Origin of the sequence: Bacillus haynesii, from assembly GCF_001969855.1 — a bacterium.
Taxonomy (GTDB): domain Bacteria; phylum Bacillota; class Bacilli; order Bacillales; family Bacillaceae; genus Bacillus; species Bacillus haynesii.
The window spans coordinates 51,135-66,917 of the sequence record NZ_MRBL01000005.1 but is presented as its reverse complement, the minus strand read 5'-3'; the positions used below and the strand labels follow the sequence as shown (position 1 = coordinate 66,917).

Genomic DNA, 15,783 nt, shown 5'->3' with positions numbered 1-15,783 from the left:
GTATGGTCATGACGATGAGAGCTACCCGTGTGGGTGAGCAGATGAAAAAAGAACTTGGTGACATTATCGGCAGAAAACTGAAAGATCCGCGAATCGGATTTTTAACAGTCACCGATGTCAGGGTCTCAGGTGATCTGCAAATTGCCAAAGTGTATATTTCCGTTTTAGGCGATGAAAAGAAACGGGAAGAAACGCTCAAAGGCCTGGCAAAAGCAAAAGGCTTTATTCGTTCCGAACTTGGAAACCGAATCAGGCTTCGCAAAACACCTGAAATCCAGTTTGAGTTCGATGAATCGATCGATTACGGAAACCGTATCGAAACATTGATTCACGAGCTGAACGAAAACAAAGAAGAATCATAAGCTTAAAAAGGATAGGCGGGCGACTGCCTGTCCTTTTTAGCTCCAAATAAGAAAGGGGCGAAGAAACACGAATGTATAACGGAGTCCTTCTATTACATAAACCGGCCGGCATGACTTCGCATGACTGCGTCATGAAGATCCGCAAACTGCTGAAAACAAAAAAGGTCGGCCATACCGGTACATTGGATCCCGAGGTGTCGGGTGTTCTCCCGATCTGCGTCGGGAGGGCAACCAAAATCGTCGAGTATCTGACCGAAAAGTCCAAAACATATGATGCAGAGGTCACGCTTGGCTTTTCAACGGCGACAGAAGACCAGACGGGGGAAGTGACAGAAAAGAAACCCGTCTCAGTGCCGCCTGATGAACAGACCGTGCAGAGCGTCCTGAGATCTCTTGAAGGAGCGATTGAGCAAGTCCCGCCGATGTATTCCGCTGTCAAGGTAGGCGGCAAAAAGCTGTATGAGTACGCGCGGGCTGGAATCGAGGTTGAACGGCCGAAACGGACCATCACCATCCACCATATCGAACTGACATCCGAGATTCGCCATGAGCAGGATAAAGCCCGCTTCCGGTTTGTTGTGACATGCTCAAAAGGCACATATGTCAGGACCTTGGCGGTAACAATCGGGGAGAAGCTCGGATATCCCGCGCATATGTCCCATCTGGTCAGGACCGCGTCAGGCCCTTTCACCCTTGATGAATGTTTGACCTTTGAAGACGTCGAAGGCTTGAGCGCTGACGGAACATTATCTGAAAAGCTTGTCCCCATCGAACGTGCGCTTGATCATTTGCCGAAATGGATAATTAGTGATACATTAGCTAAGAAAGTGGAAAATGGAGCAGTGCTTGAAACGCCCGGCAGCTTTTCTCATTTGACGAGCGAAGACCGCATTGCGGTCTTTACGGAAGCAGGCCGGTGCACAGCCGTCTATTATCCGCATCCGACCAAAACCGGCCTGTTGAAGCCGGCAAAAGTACTCGTGCAAAAAAGCGAACAATAGAAAAGGTGACCGTTCTTGAAGACGATACATATTTCCCACCCACACGACTTAAAGCGTGAGGATTTTCCGACATCAGTTATGGCATTAGGCTATTTTGACGGTGTTCACCTGGGACATCAGCAAGTGATTCTTACAGCAAAAAACACCGCGGCAAGAGAAGGGGTCAAAACGTCGGTGATGACCTTTCATCCCCACCCTTCTGCCGTGCTCAAAAAAGGCCGGGAGCCGAAAGACTTAATCACGCCTTTGCAGGACAAAATCAGCATTATCGAAGATTTAGGGGTCGATTTTTTATACGTTGTCACATTTACCCCCGAATTCGCTTCTCTATCACCTGAGGAATTTATCGATCAATATATACTCGGCTTTCACGTTACTCATGTTGTAGCCGGATTTGACTTTACCTTCGGGAAATTCGGCAAAGGCACAATGGAAAACTTCCAGGCGTATGCGAAAGGCCGTGTCAAAAGCACGTCTGTCGCAAAATATTCCAATCAGGATCAAAAGGTAAGCTCCACGAGGATCCGCAGCGTCCTGGGAGCCGGCGACGTCGAGTATGCCGCTGAACTGCTCGGCAGGCCGTACCATGTGAAAGGCTTTGTGATCCACGGTGATAAAAGGGGCCGCACGATCGGATTTCCGACCGCCAATATCGGCCTTAAAGACACATACATCGTCCCGCCGACAGGTGTGTATGCTGTTAAAGCCGAAATCGGCGGCGCTGTCTACAACGGCGTCTGCAATGTCGGATACAAGCCGACGTTTTACGAAAAACGGCCGGGGCAGCCTTCAATCGAAGTCAACTTATTCGATTTTGACCGTGACATATACGGATCCGAAATCAAGGTTGAATGGTATAAGCGGCTGAGGAGCGAGAAAAAATTCGGCAGCGTTGACGAGCTTGTCGAACAGATTTCCAGAGACAAAGAAGAAGCGATCCGCTTCTTCAGAGAGCGGAAGCCGGCCGGAATCTAGATGTATGGAAACGGCAATACGCGTCAACAATGGTGATAAAAGCTAAACTTCATCATAAATGGTTGCATTAGGCCCGTCTTTCTAGTATCATATTGTCTGTAGCTTTAAAACCGTTCACTTGGCAAATCGAATCACCGGCGTTTGCTAGGTAATCGGGGCTAATATTATATGGAGGTGAAACAGGATGGCAATTACTCAAGAGCGTAAAACACAACTCATCAATGAGTTCAAAACACACGAATCTGACACGGGATCACCGGAAGTTCAGATCGCTATCCTAACAGATCAAATCAACAACTTGAACGAGCATTTACGCACTCACAAGAAAGACCATCACTCACGTCGCGGTCTTCTTAAAATGGTAGGTAAACGTCGTAATCTTCTTACGTATCTTCGTAACAAAGACGTAACTCGTTACCGTGAGTTGATCAACAAACTAGGATTACGTCGATAATCGTAAAAAGCGGGAGGATTCCCGCTTTTTTATCGTATAAGAACGAATATCCGGCAACTCCCAAACGCGTTGTTCATATAAATGATTTTAAATGACACCGATTCATTCTTTACATAGCACTTTGCCATTGATATGTTCAATTCATTTCGTTCATAATAGGAGTAACCTAAAAACTATCCGAAGAGAGGAGTTCATATAAGAATGGGACAAGAGAAACATGTCTTTTCCATAGATTGGGCCGGCCGCAAGCTGACAGTAGAAACCGGCCAGCTTGCAAAACAAGCAAACGGAGCTGTCATGGTGCGTTATGGAGACACTGCAGTGCTCAGCACCGCAACGGCTTCAAAAGAACCTAAAACCGTAGACTTTTTCCCGTTAACAGTGAATTATGAAGAAAGACTTTACGCCGTCGGAAAGATTCCGGGCGGGTTTATTAAAAGAGAGGGAAGACCGAGCGAAAAAGCGATTCTTGCCAGCCGGTTAATCGACCGGCCGATCCGCCCGCTGTTCGCAGACGGCTTCCGGAATGAAGTTCAAGTCGTCAGCATCGTCATGAGCGTTGACCAGGATTGTTCATCGGAAATGGCGGCAATGTTTGGATCATCTCTTGCGCTGTGCGTATCGGACATCCCGTTTGAAGGGCCGATCGCCGGAGTGACGGTAGGCCGGGTTGACAACGAATTCATTATCAATCCGACACTTGAACAGCTTGAAAAAAGCGACATTCACCTCGTCGTAGCGGGAACGAAAGATGCGATCAACATGGTTGAAGCAGGAGCAGACGAAGTTCCGGAAGAGATCATGCTTGAAGCGATCATGTTCGGTCACGAGGAGATCAAGCGGCTTATTGCGTTCCAGGAGGAAATCGTCGCCGCTGTCGGTAAAGAAAAATCAGAAATTACCCTGTATGAGATCGATTCCGATCTGAAAGAAAAAGTGCGGGGAATGGCTGAATCAAGCCTCTTAAAAGCCATTCAGGTTCATGAAAAGCACGCGCGCGAGGACGCGATCAGCGAAGTGAAAAATGAGGTTTTGGCAAAGTTTGAAGAAGAGGAACACGATGAAGAAACGCTGAAACAAGTGAAAGACATTTTGTCGCAGCTTGTTAAAAATGAAGTGCGCCGTCTGATCACGGAGGAAAAAGTTCGTCCTGACGGCCGGGCTGTCGATGAGATTCGCCCGCTTTCTTCAGAAGTCGGCCTCCTTTCGAGAACACACGGTTCAGGACTTTTTACAAGGGGTCAGACTCAGGCGCTCAGCATTTGTACGCTCGGTGCGCTTGGCGATGTGCAGATTTTAGACGGTCTCGGTGTCGAAGAATCAAAACGCTTTATGCACCATTACAACTTCCCGCAGTTCAGCGTCGGGGAAACAGGGCCGATGCGCGGGCCGGGACGACGCGAAATCGGGCACGGAGCCCTCGGGGAACGTGCGCTTGAACCGATTGTTCCGTCTGAAAAAGACTTCCCGTATACGATCCGCCTCGTCTCTGAAGTGCTTGAATCAAACGGTTCCACTTCCCAGGCGAGCATTTGTGCAAGCACGCTTGCGATGATGGATGCAGGGGTGCCGATTAAAGCCCCGGTTGCCGGAATCGCGATGGGCCTTGTCAAATCAGGTGACAATTACACGGTCTTAACCGATATTCAAGGTATGGAAGATCATCTCGGGGATATGGACTTTAAAGTAGCAGGAACGTCCAAAGGCGTCACAGCCCTGCAAATGGATATTAAGATTGAAGGCTTATCGAGAGAGATTTTGGAAGAGGCGCTTCAGCAGGCGAAAAAAGGCAGAATGGAGATCCTTGAAAGCATGCTGAGCACATTGGCTGAATCAAGAAAAGAGCTTTCTCCTTATGCGCCGAAAATCTTGACGATGTCGATCAATCCGGATAAAATCCGCGACGTCATCGGACCAAGCGGAAAACAAATCAATAAGATCATTGAAGATACAGGCGTTAAAATCGATATTGAACAAGACGGCACAATCTTCATTTCTTCTACCGATGAAAGCATGAACCAAAAAGCGAAGAAAATCATCGAAGACCTCGTCAGAGAAGTTGAGGTTGGACAGCTTTACTTAGGTAAAGTAAAGCGGATTGAAAAATTCGGAGCTTTCGTTGAACTGTTCAGCGGAAAAGACGGTCTGGTCCATATTTCAGAGCTTGCGCTCGAACGGGTAGGAAAAGTCGAAGATGTCGTCAAAATCGGCGACGAGCTCCTTGTTAAGGTTACCGAAATCGATAAACAAGGACGCGTCAACTTATCAAGAAAAGCTGTATTGCGGGAACAGAAGGAAAAAGAAGAGCAAAAATCGTAAAAACGGTGTCTATCTTGCTTCTGTCTTCGTCTTCAAAGCAAAAGGAAGCCTGGGTAACCCGGCTTCTTTGTTTTAAGCCGTGAAAACGGTCCGGTTCTATCTTGTCCTTTTCTCACATACTTTGTGGGGAAGGGAGGAATACAATTGAAAAGAACGATTGTTCGTGTTTCCGTTTTTTTCTTTCTTTTGCTGATGTCCTATCAGATGATGAACCGTCCGTATTCACAACATTACATAGATGCGATGAAAAAAGACGCGGTCACGGTTGCCGCTCAAAAGGATGAATTGTACCAGGAGCTTTTGCAAAAAGCGCCTGAATATGAAGTGAAGGCCCAGAATGCGAAAATTGATCGCATATGGAAAGCGATGCCCGGCTACAACGGCTTAAAAGTAAACATCGAAAAATCGTACAAAAAAATGAAACGGGCAGGTGCATTTGATGAGAAGCTGCTCGTTTACGACCAAGTGAAACCTGACGTTCATTTAGACTCCTTAAAGCCTGAGCCGATCTATCGCGGACACCCGGATAAACCGATGGTATCGTTTATTATCAATGTCGCTTGGGGTAATGAATATTTGCAAGAGATGCTTCCCGTTTTGCAAAAGCATCGTGTCAAAGCCACCTTTTTTCTGGAGGGCAGATGGGTGAAACATCATCCTGAGCTGGCAAAAGCCATACAAAACGGCGGGCATGAAATCGGAAACCATTCATACAATCATCCGGATATGAGCAAACTGACGAGAGAACGTATTTCAGAACAGCTGCGGAAGACAAATGAACAAATCGATGAAACGCTCGGCGTCAAGCCGAAGTGGTTCGCCCCGCCGAGCGGCAGCTTCCGCAAAGAGGTTGTGGATCAGGCTCACAAGATGGGGATGGGAACGATCTTGTGGACAGTTGATACGATCGATTGGCAGAAACCGCAGCCGGCCGTCTTACAGCAACGGGTATTAAGCAAAGTACATAACGGCGCCATGATATTAATGCATCCGACAGATCCAACTGCAAAAAGTCTTGCCGTTTTGATACAGAACCTGCATGAAAAAGGCTATCAAATCGGAACTGTTTCACAGCTGATGAATGAAAAAAGGCTTGTTGAAGAATAGGATGTGCGGCCCGTTCTTTGAATAGGAGGAACAAATTTGATTAAACGGTATACTTGTCAAAATGGGGTAAGAATCGTATTCGAAAACAATCCCACTGTCCGGTCTGTGGCCATCGGAGTTTGGATTGGAACCGGATCAAGACATGAAACACTTGAAATTAACGGTATTTCGCACTTTCTTGAGCACATGTTTTTCAAGGGGACAAAAACGCGCACTGCAAGGGACATCGCAGAGTCTTTTGACAGAATCGGCGGACAGGTCAACGCGTTTACCTCAAAGGAATATACGTGCTATTACGCCAAAGTTCTCGATGAGCATGCAAGCTATGCTCTGGAAGTGCTTTCTGATATGTTCTTTCATTCATCATTTGACGAAGAAGAATTGAAAAAAGAAAAAAACGTCGTCTATGAAGAGATTAAAATGTATGAGGACACGCCTGATGACATCGTTCACGATCTCTTGAGCAAAGCGTCATACGGCAGCCATTCCCTCGGTTATCCGATCCTTGGCACAGAGGACACGCTTGCCGAATTTGACGGAGATTCGCTCAGAAAGTATATGGACGAATATTATACGCCTGACCGCGTCGTCATTTCGATAGCCGGAAATGTACCGGAAACTTTTATAAAAGAAGCTGAAAAGCATTTCGGCTCATATGAAGCCAAAGGCAAAAGAACCGGCATGACAAAACCGGATTTTCACCATGAGAAAATGACGCGCAAAAAAGAAACCGAACAGGCTCACCTCTGCCTCGGCTTCAACGGGCTGGAAGCAGGCCACCCGGAAATCTATGATTTGATCGTTCTCAATAATATTTTGGGAGGAAGCATGAGCAGCCGTCTTTTTCAGGATGTCCGTGAAGATAAAGGTCTTGCATATTCCGTGTTCAGCTACCACACTTCCTATGAAGACAGCGGCATGATGACCATCTACGCCGGAACCGGCGCAAATCAGCTTCAGCTCCTGTCAGAAACGATTCATGAAACACTGCGCATGCTGAAAAGCGACGGTATTACACCGAAAGAGCTTGAAAACAGCAAAGAGCAAATGAAAGGCAGCCTAATGCTCAGTCTCGAAAGCACAAACAGCAAAATGAGCCGCAACGGCAAAAATGAGCTATTGCTCGGTAAACACCGGACGCTTGATGAAATCATCGAAAAGTTGAATGCCGTCAGCCTCGAGCGTGTGAACAATCTTGCCAACCGGATTTTCACCGATGATTACTCATCTGCATTAATCAGCCCGTCGGGTGAGCTGCCGAAATAAAGCCTTCTTAAAACATGCTTGTCTTTTTAGGCAGGCATGTTTTTTATTATCGGTTCATACATCATAACAAAAGGGGGTTTTTTCATGAGGCTGAGTGAACTTTCGGGAAAAGAAATCGTCGATGTCAAGCGGGCCGAACGGCTCGGCGTACTGGGTCAGACGGATCTTGAGATCAATGAGCAGGACGGACAGATTACAGCTCTTATCATCCCTTCTGTTAAATGGTTCGGACTTGGCAGAAAACAGGGGAATGACATCAAGGTGCCCTGGTCGCAGATTCAAAAAATCGGATCGGATATGATCATTTTGGATGTTCCGGAAAGCAGCGTGACAAAAGATGAGTAAGCAAGGCTGGAACACCCGCCCGTCCCTTGGGGCGGGCTTTTTGTTTTTCTGGATTTCAATTCACCGCTATTTCCTTTTTGTCATATGATGAAATTAGCTTATGAATTAGATCCTTGTCAAAAAAGAAGGTGAATGTTAGAGCCATGTTAACCGGATTGACGATTGCAATCATCGGCGGCGATGCAAGGCAGCTCGAGATCATCCGCAAGCTGACAGAACAGGATGCAAAGGTCTTTTTAATCGGTTTTGACCAGCTTGATCACGGGTTTACCGGAGCTACAAAACTAAAGCTGACCGAACTTGACTTCGGCACAATAGACAGCATTATTCTGCCTGTATCGGGCACATCGATGGAAGGAACGGTTGCGACTGTTTTTTCCAATGAAAAAGTGGTGTTAAAACAAGAACATTTAGAAAAAACCCAGCCTCACTGCGCGATTTATTCAGGGATTTCAAACCAGTATTTAGACGGCATGGCCAAAGGGGCGAACCGTCGTCTTATCAAGCTATTTGAAAGAGACGATATTGCGATTTACAACTCGATACCTACAGTCGAAGGTGCCATTATGATGGCCATACAGCATACAGACTTTACGATTCACGGCTCGAATGTGATGGTTCTCGGGCTCGGGCGGACGGGAATGAGCATCAGCCGGACGTTCTCGGCGCTCGGCGCACGCGTAAAAGTCGGAGCGCGCGACTCCGCCCACCTCGCCAGAATCATGGAGATGGGACTCACTCCTTTCCACACAAACGAACTTGCAGAGCATGTTGAAAATATCGACATTTGCATCAATACCATTCCAAGCCTGATTCTCAATAAACATGTCCTCTCACGAATGACACCCAGAACATTAATTCTCGATTTAGCAACCCGTCCCGGAGGCACTGATTTTGATTTTGCCGAAAAGCAAGGCATTAAAGCGCTGCTTGCTCCAGGACTTCCCGGGATCGTCGCGCCTAAAACGGCGGGACAGATTATTGCCAATGTTTTGTGCAACCTTTTGTCTGAATCAACAACTGACCGAAAGGGGCTGTCATAATGTCGATCAAAGGAAAAAGAATCGGATTTGGCCTGACGGGTTCACATTGCACGTATGATGCCGTATTTCCGCAAATTGAAGCGCTGATCAACAAAGGAGCTGAAGTGAGACCTGTCGTCACGCATACTGTCAAGTCGACGGACACACGCTTTGGAGAAGGGGAAGAATGGGTCAGAAGAATAGAAGAACTGACTGGATTTAAAGTCATTGATTCCATTCCGAAAGCGGAGCCTCTCGGACCGAAAACACCGCTGGACTGCATGGTTGTTGCGCCATTGACGGGAAATTCAATGAGCAAGCTCGCAAACGCCCAGACGGACAGTCCGGTTCTCATGGCGGCCAAGGCGACAATGAGAAACTCCCGCCCCGTCGTTCTCGGCATTTCAACGAATGACGCGCTCGGCTTGAACGGCGTCAACTTGATGAGGCTGATGGCGGCAAAAAACGTTTACTTTATTCCGTTCGGCCAGGATGATCCTTACAAAAAGCCGAATTCGCTCGTCGCCAAAATGGATCTTTTAGTGCCGGCGGTCGAAGAAGCCCTCTCCCATAAACAAATGCAGCCCATCCTGGTCCATAATGATCAATAAATCTTTTGAAAATAAAGTTGTAACAAAAAATATCAATCACCACGGCACACATCTATGTTAAAATAAAATGTAAAATGCATAGTCAACCAATCGTTTACGACGATTAAGGTGGAAGGAGTTTTACAATTGGGCAGAGGATTACATGTAGCAGTAGTTGGTGCGACAGGCGCTGTAGGACAGCAAATGTTAAAAACACTAGAAGACAGGAATTTTGAACTGGATAAACTGACTTTATTATCCTCAAAACGTTCAGCAGGTACGAAGCTGACTTTCAAAGGCGAAGAGTACACTGTAGAAGAAGCTCGTCCAGAGAGCTTTGAAGGCGTCAACATCGCGCTTTTCAGCGCCGGGGGAAGCGTTTCGCAGGCGCTTGCTCACGAGGCTGTCAAACGCGGGGCGATCGTCATTGACAACACGAGCGCGTTCCGGATGGACCAAAACACTCCGCTCGTCGTACCTGAGGTCAATGAGGAAGATTTGCACAAGCACAACGGCATTATTGCAAATCCGAACTGTTCAACAATCCAGATGGTTGTTGCGCTTGAACCGATCCGCAAGGCTTTCGGTTTAAACAAAATCATCGTGTCGACTTATCAGGCGGTGTCGGGAGCCGGAAACGAAGCGGTAAAAGAGCTCTACGGGCAAACCGAAGCCATTTTGAACGACAAACCGTTCGAACCTGAGATCATGCCGGTGAAGAGTGATGAAAAACACTACCAAATTGCATTTAACGCTATTCCTCAAATCGATAAATTCCAGGAAAACGGCTTTACGTTTGAGGAAATGAAAATGATAAATGAAACGAAAAAAATCATGCACATGCCTGAGCTTCAAGTTTCAGCCACATGTGTCAGACTGCCTATTGCAACAGGGCATTCAGAATCCGTCTACATCGAAACAGACCATGCTGATGTAACAGCAGAAGATATTAAAAACCTGTTAAAAGAAGCTCCGGGCGTCGTTCTGCAGGATGATCCGGCTGAACAGGTCTATCCGATGCCTGCAGATGCAGTAGGGAAAAGAGACGTGTTTGTCGGCCGGGTGAGAAAAGACCTTGACCGCCCGAACGGTTTCCATCTGTGGATCGTTTCCGACAACCTGCTGAAAGGCGCGGCATGGAATTCCGTACAAATCGCAGAAAGCCTAAAAGCTTTAAATTTAGTTTAAGATTTCTAACGGGATGTGAGAAGAGAGTGAGGCAAAAATGAAAGCCTGCTCTCTTCTGTTACGTCCGAAATCAACTTGGAGTGAAATAAAGTGAAAATCATCGTTCAAAAATTCGGCGGAACGTCTGTAAAAGATGACCGCGGCAGAAAGCTTGCCTTAAACCATATTCAGGAAGCGGTCAATGAAGGATACAAAGCGGTTGTCGTCGTATCGGCCATGGGCCGGAAAGGCGATCCGTATGCGACTGATTCATTGCTTGATCTGCTTTACGGCGGACAGGATACAATGACCGAGCGCGAGCAGGATATGCTTTTATCATGTGGAGAAACGATTTCCTCTGTTGTGTTCACCAGCATGCTTTTGGAAAACGGGATTAAAGCAGCTGCTTTAACCGGTGCGCAAGCGGGCTTTTTAACGGACAACAACCATACGAATGCAAAAATTCTCGAAATGAAGCCGGAGCGGCTTGTCAGCATGCTGGCCGACCATGATGCGGTCGTCGTCGCAGGCTTCCAAGGCGCGACTGCAAAAGGGGACATCACAACGATCGGCCGCGGCGGAAGCGATACGTCGGCCGCTGCGCTTGGCGCGGCATTGGACGCGGAATTTATCGATATTTATACAGATGTCGAAGGCGTCATGACCGCTGATCCGCGCATCGTTGAAAAAGCGAAGCCGCTGCCTGTGATTACCTATACGGAAATTTGTAATTTAGCCTACCAGGGGGCAAAGGTAATCCACCCGAGAGCCGTTGAAATCGCAATGCAGGCGAAAGTGCCGATCCGCGTGCGTTCAACCTATTCAAACGAGACGGGTACACTCGTCACAAGCCATCACAACTCAAAAGCCGGAAGCGACGTTTTTGAGCGGCTCATCACAGGCATCGCCCATGTGAAAGACGTGACACAGTTTAAAGTCCCGGCAAAAGAAGGACAATATAACGTACAGACTGAAGTGTTTAAAGCGATGGCGAATGCCGGCATCAGCGTCGATTTCTTCAATATTACACCAAGTGAAATTGTCTACACGGTGGCTGGAAACATGACAGACCGCGCCCACAGCATCCTGAAGGAATTGGGCTATGAACCGGCCGTGACGAGAAATTGCGCGAAAGTGTCAGCTGTTGGCGCGGGAATTATGGGCGTTCCGGGCGTCACCTCAAAAATCGTTACCGCTTTATCAGAAAAAGGCATTCCGATTTTGCAGTCTGCTGACAGCCATACGACGATATGGGTGCTCGTGCACGAGAACAATATGGCGACGGCCGTGAATGCGCTGCATGAAGTGTTTGAACTGTCAAAATAAATATGATTGAATCATGATGAGGTGAAAAAAATGAATTTCGGAAATATCGCAACCGCAATGGTTACGCCCTTTGACAAAAATGAAAATATCGATTTTCAAAAACTGTCAAAGCTGATCGATTATTTACTAAACAATGGGACGGATTCCCTAGTCGTCGCCGGAACAACCGGAGAATCGCCGACGCTTTCCGAAGAAGAAAAGATAGCGCTCATTCAATACTCTGTCAAGGAAGCGGCAGGCCGTGCCCCGATCATCGCCGGCACGGGAAGCAACAACACGAAGGCGTCGATCAAGCTGACGAAAAAAGCTGAAGAAGCCGGCGCTGACGCCGTCATGCTCGTCACTCCGTACTACAACAAGCCTTCTCAGGAAGGCATGTACCGCCATTTCAGAGCGATTGCGGAGGAAACGTCACTGCCTGTCATGCTTTATAATGTGCCGGGAAGAACGGCTGCTTCGCTCGCACCGGAAACGACGATCCGCCTTGCGGAGATCCCGAATATCATTGCCATTAAAGAAGCGAGCGGCGACCTGGATGCGATAACAAAAATCGTAGCTGAAACCCCTGAGGACTTTGCGGTTTATTCAGGAGATGACAGCCTGACACTGCCGGCGCTGTCCGTGGGAGCGAGAGGAATCGTTTCCGTTGCATCACACATCATCGGACCGGAAATGCAGGAAATGATCAAACATTATACGGAGGGGAACACGGCTCAGGCTGCTTTGATCCATCAAAAGCTGCTTCCGCTGATGAAAGGGCTTTTTGCCGCACCGAACCCGTCTCCATTAAAGACGGCTCTTCAGCTGAAGGGTCTTGACGTCGGGTCCGTCCGGCTCCCTTTGATTCCGCTAAATGAAGATGAACGACTCCGTTTAAGCAGCCTGATGAAGGGCCTGTAAAAAACAATACGGACGAAAACGGTCATTCTCTTTTGGAGGGGATGACCGTTTGTCATATACATAATGGTTCTTGTTTTCTAAATTTAGATTCAGGTATAATAGGGACAAGTGATGATGGACGGGTACTTAGATTAGGAGGATTACAATTTGAAAAAAAATACAGAAAATATTAGAATCATCGCCTTAGGAGGCGTCGGAGAGATCGGAAAAAACCTTTATGTCATCGAAATCGATTCTGACATATTCGTGGTTGACGCCGGCCTCATGCATCCAGAAAATGAAATGCTGGGTATCGATGTGGTCATCCCTGACATTTCGTATTTAATTGAACGATCTGACCGCGTAAAGGCGATTTTTCTCACACACGGGCATGAGGAAAACATCGGCGGCGTATTTTACTGCCTGAACAAACTTTCTGTGCCTGTTTACGGAACGAAGCTGACGCTTGCCCTTTTAAAGGAAACGCTGAAGCAGTACGGTGTAAACAAGAAGCCCGATTTAAGAGAAATTCATTCAAAATCCGTTATTACATTTGAATCGACAAAGGTGTCATTCTTCAATACAAATCACAGCATCCCGGATTCCGTCGGTGTCAGCTTTAAAACATCCCTCGGATCCATCGTGTGCACAGGTGATTTTAAATTTGACCAGACACCTGTTTTAAACCAGACAAGCGACATCGGCGAAATTGCCAAAATCGGCAACAGCGGTGTGCTGTGCCTGCTTTCCGACAGTGCTAATGCCGAGAAACCGGGCTATACGCCTTCAGAGGCACTCGTCGGCGGAGAGATATCAGATGTGATGTACAATGCCGAAAACCGCGTGATCATTGCCGTGTTCGCGTCTAACTTTAACCGGATTCAACAGGTCATTGATGCCGCGCTCCAAAACGGCAGGAAGCTTGCGGTTTCAGGAAAAAATATTTCGGCGATACTCCAGCTGGCGATGAAACTCGGGTATGTCACGGCAGATGAAGATCTGTTCATCCCTGTTCAGGAAGTCAAAAAGTATCCGAAAAGAGAAGTCGCGATTCTGACAGGGGACAACCATGGAGAGCCGCTCGCCGCATTGACCAGGATCGCAAAACAAGGGCATAAGCAGCTTGACATTGAGAAAGGGGATACCGTCCTGATCGCATCCTCCCCTATCCCGGGTCAGGAGCTTATTTACTCCAAAGCGGTCGACCTCTTAACGAGAGCGGGCGCCCAGGTCGTATTCGCACAAAAACGCGTCCATGTATCAGGCCACGGCTGTCAGGAAGAGCTGAAGCTGATGCTCAACCTGTTGAAGCCGAAGTATTTAATCCCAGTAAACGGTGAATACAGAATGCAAAAAGCGCATGCCAAGATTGCCGAAGAAATCGGCATGAAACGGAGCGACATTTTCCTAATTGAAAAAGGAGACGTCGTGGAATTCCGCGGACAAAACGTCAAAATCGGCGATAAAGTACATTCAGGCAATATTTTGATCGACGGACTCGGTGTCGGCGATATCGGCAACATCGTGCTCAGAGACCGCCGTCTTCTATCCCAGGACGGAATCTTAATCGTTGTGATTACCCTTGATAAAAAGAAAAAACATCTTGTTTCAGGACCCGAAATTATCACGAGAGGTTTTGTCTATGTCAGAGAATCTGAGCAGCTGATCGTTGAAGCGACAGAGCTTGTCAGGGAACTCGTCAACGAAAGCACAGAAAACGCCGTCGTCGAATGGTCCGCCTTAAAACAGACGATGCGTGACGCATTAAACCAGTTCCTATACGAAAAAACGAAACGAAAACCAATGATCATTCCAATCATCATGGAAGTATAAAACCAAGAGACTCCTCTTGGTTTTTTTTCATGCCTTATGCGTTGAATGAAAAAAACGCCATTGTCCATAATACAAAAGAAACTCGAGAAAGAGGTGAGCCAGATGGACACAAACCGGATACAAAACGGGGACAGCCAAGGGGAGCAGCCGGCTAAGCAAGACGCAAAAGACAGTCTCGTCAACAAAATCCAGCAGCTAGGCGAAACGACACTCCCGCAAATGGGGCAGGACACCAACATTCACTGCCTGACCATTATCGGACAAATTGAAGGTCACGTACAGCTTCCTCCCCAAAACAAAACAACAAAGTATGAACATGTGATTCCCCAGATCGTTGCAGTAGAGCAGAATCCTAAAATCGAAGGACTGCTCATCATCTTAAACACGGTCGGAGGAGACGTTGAAGCGGGCCTTGCGATTGCGGAAATGCTGGCGTCTCTGTCAAAGCCGACGGTTTCTATCGTACTGGGCGGCGGACATTCAATCGGAGTTCCAATCGCAGTGTCCTGCGACCGCAGCTATATCGCTGAAACAGCTACGATGACGATTCATCCGGTCAGACTGACAGGGCTTGTCATCGGTGTGCCGCAGACATTTGAGTATCTCGATAAAATGCAGGAAAGGGTCATCAATTTCGTGACAAGTCATTCCAACATATCGGAAGAAAAATTTAAAGAGCTGATGTTTTCAAAAGGCAATTTGACCCGTGATATCGGGACGAATGTCGTAGGAAACGATGCGGTGAAATACGGATTAATCGATGAAACCGGCGGAGTCGGACAGGCGATTCAAAAGCTGAATCAATTAATCGAACAAAACAAGGGAGCCCAGGAAGGGATGATCCAATGATTCTGTATACGACAATGCCGCAGGAAATCGTGTTCGCAGGGCAGGCGGAAAACTCGAACTTAAAACAGATCGATGTAAACGGCGTGCCCCTTTTAGTCGAAATGAACGGAGAGGAAGCAAGGGTTGTTCAGGTTCTCAGCACGAATCCGATGGATTTTTTAAAACAAGAAACGGCCCCGGGGCAGACGCTTAAACTGACATTTTATAAATAGCTGGAGTGTCACAAGGATAAATATGCTATAATAGGGGAATCCAGAGGAAAATCGCAGCCGAAAAAGGCTGCTTTCT

Annotated in this window: 16 protein-coding genes; all 16 read left to right on the top strand. The window is 47.3% G+C overall.

The features are described 5' to 3' along the window. The first annotated feature begins 8 nt into the window (after window positions 1-8). The 16 genes from rbfA to BTA31_RS04895 all read left to right on the top strand — a co-directional run bounded on the left by rbfA (window position 9) and on the right by BTA31_RS04895 (window position 15,707). Window positions 9-362, top strand: coding sequence for a 30S ribosome-binding factor RbfA (gene rbfA / locus BTA31_RS04970; RefSeq protein ID WP_043926405.1), 354 nt, complete (start codon window positions 9-11; stop codon window positions 360-362). Between the two features lie 71 nt (window positions 363-433). Next, window positions 434-1,363, top strand: coding sequence for a tRNA pseudouridine(55) synthase TruB (gene truB, locus BTA31_RS04965; RefSeq protein WP_076789446.1), 930 nt, complete (start codon window positions 434-436; stop codon window positions 1,361-1,363). Between the two features lie 15 nt (window positions 1,364-1,378). Next, window positions 1,379-2,338, top strand: coding sequence for a bifunctional riboflavin kinase/FAD synthetase (gene ribF, locus BTA31_RS04960; RefSeq protein ID WP_043926406.1), 960 nt, complete (start codon window positions 1,379-1,381; stop codon window positions 2,336-2,338). A gap of 184 nt (window positions 2,339-2,522) precedes the next feature. Continuing rightward, window positions 2,523-2,792, top strand: coding sequence for a 30S ribosomal protein S15 (rpsO, locus tag BTA31_RS04955; protein WP_003181879.1), 270 nt, complete (start codon window positions 2,523-2,525; stop codon window positions 2,790-2,792). 201 nt (window positions 2,793-2,993) lie between these two features. Further along, window positions 2,994-5,111, top strand: a complete 2,118-nt coding sequence (gene pnp, locus BTA31_RS04950) for a polyribonucleotide nucleotidyltransferase (RefSeq protein WP_076789443.1) — start codon at window positions 2,994-2,996, stop codon at window positions 5,109-5,111. 144 nt (window positions 5,112-5,255) lie between these two features. Then, window positions 5,256-6,218, top strand: a complete 963-nt coding sequence (locus BTA31_RS04945) for a polysaccharide deacetylase family protein (RefSeq protein ID WP_043926408.1) — start codon at window positions 5,256-5,258, stop codon at window positions 6,216-6,218. Between the two features lie 36 nt (window positions 6,219-6,254). Continuing rightward, window positions 6,255-7,484: a M16 family metallopeptidase gene (locus tag BTA31_RS04940; protein ID WP_076789440.1), complete on the top strand. Its 1,230-nt coding sequence runs from the start codon at window positions 6,255-6,257 to the stop codon at window positions 7,482-7,484. An 84-nt stretch (window positions 7,485-7,568) separates the two neighbouring features. Further along, window positions 7,569-7,829 carry a YlmC/YmxH family sporulation protein gene (locus BTA31_RS04935; RefSeq protein WP_043926410.1) on the top strand — a complete coding sequence of 87 codons (261 nt, stop codon included), beginning with the start codon at window positions 7,569-7,571 and terminating at the stop codon, window positions 7,827-7,829. Between the two features lie 143 nt (window positions 7,830-7,972). Beyond that, window positions 7,973-8,872 carry a dipicolinic acid synthetase subunit A gene (gene dpaA, locus BTA31_RS04930; protein WP_076789437.1) on the top strand — a complete coding sequence of 300 codons (900 nt, stop codon included), beginning with the start codon at window positions 7,973-7,975 and terminating at the stop codon, window positions 8,870-8,872. Continuing rightward, window positions 8,869-9,462 carry a dipicolinate synthase subunit B gene (dpaB, locus tag BTA31_RS04925; RefSeq protein WP_094777404.1) on the top strand — a complete coding sequence of 198 codons (594 nt, stop codon included), beginning with the start codon at window positions 8,869-8,871 and terminating at the stop codon, window positions 9,460-9,462. Before dpaA ends, dpaB begins: the two co-directional genes overlap by 4 nt. 126 nt (window positions 9,463-9,588) lie before the next feature. Beyond that, entirely contained in the window at window positions 9,589-10,629 is a 1,041-nt protein-coding gene (gene asd / locus BTA31_RS04920; RefSeq protein ID WP_076789433.1) for an aspartate-semialdehyde dehydrogenase, read from the top strand. Window positions 10,630-10,719: 90 nt separating this feature from the next. Beyond that, window positions 10,720-11,934, top strand: coding sequence for an aspartate kinase (gene dapG / locus BTA31_RS04915; RefSeq protein ID WP_076789430.1), 1,215 nt, complete (start codon window positions 10,720-10,722; stop codon window positions 11,932-11,934). 30 nt (window positions 11,935-11,964) lie between these two features. Further along, window positions 11,965-12,834 carry a 4-hydroxy-tetrahydrodipicolinate synthase gene (gene dapA, locus BTA31_RS04910; RefSeq protein ID WP_076789427.1) on the top strand — a complete coding sequence of 290 codons (870 nt, stop codon included), beginning with the start codon at window positions 11,965-11,967 and terminating at the stop codon, window positions 12,832-12,834. Between the two features lie 147 nt (window positions 12,835-12,981). Next, window positions 12,982-14,646 (top strand): ribonuclease J2, encoded by a 1,665-nt coding sequence (gene rnjB / locus BTA31_RS04905; RefSeq protein WP_076789424.1) that lies wholly within the window; start codon window positions 12,982-12,984, stop codon window positions 14,644-14,646. Window positions 14,647-14,748: 102 nt separating this feature from the next. After that, a complete protein-coding gene (locus BTA31_RS04900; protein WP_043926417.1) occupies window positions 14,749-15,495 on the top strand; it encodes a ClpP family protease in 747 nt (248 codons plus the stop codon). Further along, on the top strand, window positions 15,492-15,707 hold the full coding sequence (locus tag BTA31_RS04895) for a YlzJ-like family protein (protein ID WP_003181904.1): 216 nt from the start codon (window positions 15,492-15,494) through the stop codon (window positions 15,705-15,707). The genes BTA31_RS04900 and BTA31_RS04895 overlap by 4 nt, the downstream gene beginning before the upstream one ends. Window positions 15,708-15,783 lie beyond the last annotated feature (76 nt).